Origin of the sequence: Fibrobacter sp. UBA3629, from assembly GCF_002374005.1 — a bacterium.
Lineage (GTDB): Bacteria > Fibrobacterota > Fibrobacteria > Fibrobacterales > Fibrobacteraceae > Fibrobacter.
Map to the genome: position 1 here is coordinate 1 of NZ_DFLC01000003.1, position 5,649 is coordinate 5,649.

At 54.1% G+C, this 5,649-nt stretch carries 3 protein-coding genes and 1 pseudogene; 1 reads left to right on the forward strand and 3 read right to left on the reverse strand.

The features are described 5' to 3' along the window. A pseudogene (locus B2310_RS00460) lies at positions 1-1,315 on the reverse strand (pectate lyase); the annotation flags it as partial. A gap of 184 nt (positions 1,316-1,499) precedes the next feature. Here B2310_RS00460 and B2310_RS00465 point away from each other — a divergent pair. Continuing rightward, a complete protein-coding gene (locus B2310_RS00465) occupies positions 1,500-2,348 on the forward strand; it encodes a TIGR02147 family protein (protein ID WP_290723696.1) in 849 nt (282 codons plus the stop codon). A gap of 6 nt (positions 2,349-2,354) precedes the next feature. On the opposite strand, the gene B2310_RS00470 is transcribed toward B2310_RS00465, so the two are convergent. Next, entirely contained in the window at positions 2,355-4,355 is a 2,001-nt protein-coding gene (locus tag B2310_RS00470; protein WP_290727879.1) for a family 43 glycosylhydrolase, read from the reverse strand. A 219-nt stretch (positions 4,356-4,574) separates the two neighbouring features. After that, entirely contained in the window at positions 4,575-5,471 is an 897-nt protein-coding gene (locus B2310_RS00475) for a mechanosensitive ion channel family protein (RefSeq protein ID WP_290727881.1), read from the reverse strand. Between the last annotated feature and the right edge of the window lie 178 nt (positions 5,472-5,649).

The following is a 5,649-nucleotide window of genomic DNA, read 5'->3' on the forward strand; positions in this document are numbered from 1 at the left end:
CGAAAGAATTGTGCCAATAGACATTTGCAAAAGTCAGCTGCGCCGTTTCGACCAGGTGCATATACGGATCGTAATAGTAGCAGTTGTACTCGTTGCTGCCATCATAGTCTAGATACGAAACGGTGACGCCCTTGACATATTCCAAGTCCATGCCGTCGCTAATCCACTTGTAGCTGATGTGGTCGAACCACATATTTTCAACTTCTTTGCCGCCGCTGCCGCTCACTTCGAGACCATCGCCCCCCTCGATAAGGTGCGGGTTCACATCGTAAAGGGCCAAGTTGCGATAGATGTTGTTCTTGGCACCTTCGTAGGAACGGTTTGACCACGAAACACCGCGCATATTTGCGCCACGGCCCATACCCACGAGGCTCTTGTTGCCCTTGGTCGTAATCCAATTGCTCCAACTCTTGATTTCACCCGCAGACACCATCGTGGTCTGTTCGCTAAGGCCGGAACAGCTGTTCTGCGTAAAGCTGATACGGTAAAAGGTGTTGTTGGAATTGACAGTGTTGCCACAGGAAGACTTGCACCAAGTCCATCCCGAATTGGCGGCAGATGTGGCCGCATCTACGAACTTTCTGAAGTCGTAAGTACCTTCGGGCACAAGGATTGTCACCGCATCGTTACTCTGCATATGCTTACGAATAGTGGCGGTATCGCTCGCGATGACGATGTTACCCGCATCGCCGCCGGTGGTATTGGCGCCGAAGCCTTCGGCCTTCACGTTGAATGTGAAAAGCAGGACGGCCGTCGGATCGGTTTCCGCACCGCTCCAAATCCACTTGGCCTGCGAATTCGCTGCAAATCCCGTAAGGGCAGCCCCGCTCGGGAGCTTGTTGCTCGCATAGTTCAAAGTCGTAGCACCGCCCCACTGGCTAAGGTCGCGCCCCTTGTTCTTCCAGGAGTTGTTACCCATCGTAGGTTTCGCCTTCCAAGCGCTGCCGGAATAGTAGGATTTGTCGAGATCATCAATCTGCACAAGAACGCCGGGAGCGCCGGAACCGTTCACTCCCACGACCGAAATTGCGTTCTCGCCGGGCAAAAAAGTCATCGGAACAAAGCGTACGCGGCCCGCTTGGTTGTCTTCGGCAAGGAGCGCGCCATTGTGGTAGAGCCTGTAGCCGCCATCGGCCACAATCCAGATACCCGGACCCTCGCCCGCGTTGTACGTCGCGGCCACCAGCTGCGACCCCACCTTGTCGCCACCACCATAGGCGGCGTCGCCCGGAAGCGACACCACCTCGGAGGGGCTTATCGCCGCAGCGGCAATCCACACTCCGCACGCCACGACACCAAACACTTTTTTCATCATAATACACCCTTTCCCGGACAACGCAGACATTTGCGCAACTTTCTCGGGGACCATATAAAATCTACCTCGAAAAAGTGATTTTGCCCACTTATTTATTATTCGACCCCTCTTTTCCGTTGTTTCTAGACAACGCAAAACTTTTTTTCGTTACCCGCTAAATAATCTTTTTTCTTACATTTAGGGCATGGGCGAAAAGAAACCGTCAAAGAAAATCTTCGAATACCTGGACTACCGGGAATTCCTGAAAGATTACTACAACGCAAAGAAGGAGGCAAACCCCGCCTTCTCGCTCCGCGTGTTTTCGGACAAGATCGGTTTCAAGGCCAAGGACTTCATCAGCCGCGTGATGAACGGCGACAAGAACCTTTCAAGCCAGAGCATCCCCAAGGTCGCAAGCGGGCTTCGGCTCGGCAAGCACGAGACGGAATTCTTCGTTGCACTCGTCAAGTTCAACCAGGCTGAAACTACAGAAGAGAGGAACAGCGCATTCGAAGAGATGCAGGCCATACTCAAGGTGGTCCGCTTCGCCGAAAAGCAGCACCTGCTCGGACATGCGCAATACATGGTCTATAGCCACTGGCGCCACCTTACCATAAGGAGCCTCATCGGCATGTTCGGTTTTGACGGCGACTACGAGACACTCGCCAAGCAAGTTCACCCGCACATCACCGCCGAAGAAGCGAAGAAGTCCGTAAAGTTGCTCGAAGACTGCCAGCTCATCAAGAAGGGCAAGGACGGCAAATACGAATTGACAGAAAGCGCGATTACCACCGGAGACCGCACGTCAAAACTCGCACTCCGCGGTTTCCACCAGAATTGCCTGAAGCTCGCCGCCGATTCCATCGACCGCGACCCGCCGGGCACACGCCATATTTCAGGGCTCACCCTCGGTATAAGCCAAGAAGGCTACGAACGCATCGTGGAACGCATCAACGCCTTCCGTAAAGAAATTGCGCTCATCGCCGAAGAAGACGCCGATGCGGACAAGGTTTTCCAGTTGCAGTTCGCGCTGTTCCCTGTCGGTGGCAAATAAGAATCGTCAGAACATCACCCGGTAACGGATTTGCTTGCCGAAACTGCGACCCTTGAGGTCGCGGTAGGCCTTGCGGGCGGGTGCCGGAGAATCGTGGCGTACAGCACGCGGGGCAATCGCGTCCGTTCCGCTGCTGGAACTTTCCGGCGAAACCTCGCTGGAACTGGAAATCGGGTCGTCACACGGTGCTTGGTTGCAGACAACCTGCATCGGCTCAAAGATGAGATTCCCGAGAATCGCCTCGCCGGAAATTCCCGATGCTGTCAGGTACAGGTCCTTGATGCCGCGCAGGCCCATGTCGCCCGAGCATTTCGCCGCAGACCAGCCGCCACCCATGAGAGATCTATTTGACAGGTCACATGTGAAGACCGCAGTCCCGTCCTTCTTGCCGTCGCGAATCACGATCTTACCCGACGAAGCATTTTTCACCTGAAGGAAAACATTGCCGATATCCTTGAGCGAATCCAGCACCACGTTCTCGAAAATTGCGTAGCCGCTGTCCTTGATGGCGAACTCGTCGTCCTTCGTGAGACGCACGCGGATGCCGTTGTCAAAGCCGTTCGCAGGAATCGTATCGCGGATAATGCGCAAGAAGTCGATGCGGTCGAGTTCCGCAAAATTTCCGTTCGGCGAAGGCTCGATTTCGATGAAGTTGCCGCCGCGCTTGAGTTTCGCAGGCACCATCACCACGGATTTTTCGGGGAAAGTGCCCCAGGAACCTGTAGGCGGAAGTGTCACCGTCTGCGACTTGCCATTCACCGTCACCTTGTGCGTCGCAGCCGCATCGCCACCGTTCGCGTAGCGGTAACGCAGCAGGTAGTCGCCCGCCTGCATAATGTTCATCGGCAGGCGAATCTTGGAGCCCTCGGTATTCACGTACGCGAGGTATTCCCCGTTCGAGGCCGTATTGCTGCGCGTAATCGCGAGGTCGCCCGAAACGGCGCGGGTCAGCACGCCATGCTCGACTTCGGCACTCAAATAACGCCCCAGGAAGGGCTGTCCCATCTCGGCCCAGTTATCCTCGGTGAAGACGACATCACGTATATGGATGTGATTGTACTTGTCTCCGTTCAAGTCGTAGTAGTGGTGCACAAATCGCACGCGGTTCAAGTCCTGGAAGGCCTCGCCGCCGCCCGGCCCCACGTAGCGCCCGTAGCGTTCCAACAGAATCGTGCCGCCGCCGTTCGCCATGGTGTAACCGGCGCGGTCCTTGTACGGTCCGGTTACTTTGTCTGCACGGCCGTAAGCCGTCTTGTACGTTGTCTGCTCGATGTTTGCGCCCTGCTGGCAGCACTTGTCCCATGCGGTGAACAGGAAATACTGCCCGCCATGCTCAATCAGGCTCGGGCCTTCTTCGGCGCCGCCGCTCGCGCTGCTGGTACGGCGCGCAATGTTGTAGACCGTCTTGTCGTCGCTCGCCTGGTAGCCAGTCGTTGCGTCTAACTTAATCAGCTGAATGCCCAACCCGAACGAACCGAAAGCCATCCAGTAATTACCCTCGGTGTCACGCACAACGTCGGCATCGATGGCATTGTACTTGTCGCTCGTCGTCGTGTGGAAAACGTGGCCGTGGTCGGTCCAGCCGTAGCCCGATGTGCCCGGCATAATGGACTTTGTGGACTGGTAGCCGATTGCCGAAGAACGCTTGCCAAAGACGGACACGCAGTAGTACACGCGGTACTCGCCGTTCATGTAGAAAACGTCAGGAGCCCAGATACCCTCGGTGCCCGGAGCATAGGTGTAGGCCCACTGCGGAATGGCGCTCACGGTCGACTTGTGGTCCTTCCAGGTGTATGCGTCTTCAGACGTCCACAGTTGCAGATTGTTGTTGGTGCTCATGAGGGCGTAGCCGTCCTCGAACCGTACCATGCTCGGGTCGTGACCGGGTTGCAAATTGTCCTTCGCATACCAGTCGGCAGCGGAGGAAACCGACACTCCAAACACAAGCCCAAGGCCAACACGCCCGAACATAGCACGCACGCCGAAGCGTGATCCCATTCCAAACATAAACAGCTCCCTTTTATTGCATCCACCCATCCCAAATATAAATACCGGCACGTCAAAAGTCAATAATTTTTCGATTAAATGTCTACATTTTTACACAAATAGCAAAAATTCGTTCGGCTTTTACAAAAAAAATATAAAATAAAAAGTCAACAAAATAGGCAATAAAAAAGTTCTGACCGAGGCCGGGATTTTACAAATTTTCGAGCCAGTCAGCGATAATCACTTGCCGATATCAATTTTCTTTCCATTGAACACAACTTCGTCCTGCACGAGGTCATCAAAATCGGGCTCACGTTCCTTCGAGATTCCTGCCTCCTCGCCCTCCTTCATCAGGTGCACCACGCGCTGCGGGAACGGAATCTCGATATTATGTTCGTCGAGGACATCCTTGACAATCCTGGAGTACTTGCGCCGGAGCTCGTAGTATTCGAACGTCCGAACCCATACCCATACAGTGATATTTATCGAACTGTCGGCGTATTCGCTCACAAAGAACTTCGGAGGCGGCACTTTCAGGAAGCTTGTCTCGCGCTCCACCATCCTGCGCATGGCACAAAAGACAACGTCCAGCGAGGTATCGTACGAAACGCCCACCTTGATGTCGAGCCTGCGAACGGGATTGCGGGCATAGTTTACGATAGGCGCGCCCCAAAGCGACCTGTTAGGCGCAGAAACAGCGATTCCCTCGAACGTCTCGAGCGTCGTATTGAAAAGCCCGATGGCACAAATCTTGCCCTTGATGGAACCACATTCAATATAGTCGCCCGCCACGAACGGGCGCAGGAACAATAGCAACAAGCCCGAAGCAATATTCGCAAGCGTATCCTTGAGCGCAAGGCCCACAGCAAGGCTTGCCGCACCAAGCATCGCCAAAAGACCATTCGTATTCACGCCAAGAATATTAAGCCCGAGCAAAAGGCCAAGCGCATACGTCGTGTACTTGACAAGGTCCGAAATCAGAGGTATCGCCGCACGGTCCAAGCCATGCCTTTCAGCACGCTTCAAAAACAGGCGGAAGGACTTGTTAAAGAACCAAACAACGACAATAAGAAGAACCACGAGCAGCAACTGCTCGATTATCGAATCCTTCGGTATGAGTTCCCTTATTTTTTCCACGTTCACAAATCTAACAATAATTTAAGGAGAAAAATCGCGCAGGAGCCAAACCTATCGCCCCTTTATGACTCCGCTCACAAACTGCAGCACGTCCTGTGCGCTATATTACAAAAACGACAAGGGAGGGTTCCCCTCCATAAAAAAATCCCTGGCCAAAGTGATGTGAACCCCGAAAGTT

What these genes read in the sequence shown, in the direction of transcription:
- B2310_RS00465 (WP_290723696.1), top strand. Translation starts at nt 1,500, where the DNA reads ATGGGCGAAAAGAAACCGTCAAAGAAAATCTTCGAATACCTGGACTAC.
- B2310_RS00470 (WP_290727879.1), bottom strand. Translation starts at nt 4,355, where the DNA reads ATGTTTGGAATGGGATCACGCTTCGGCGTGCGTGCTATGTTCGGGCGT.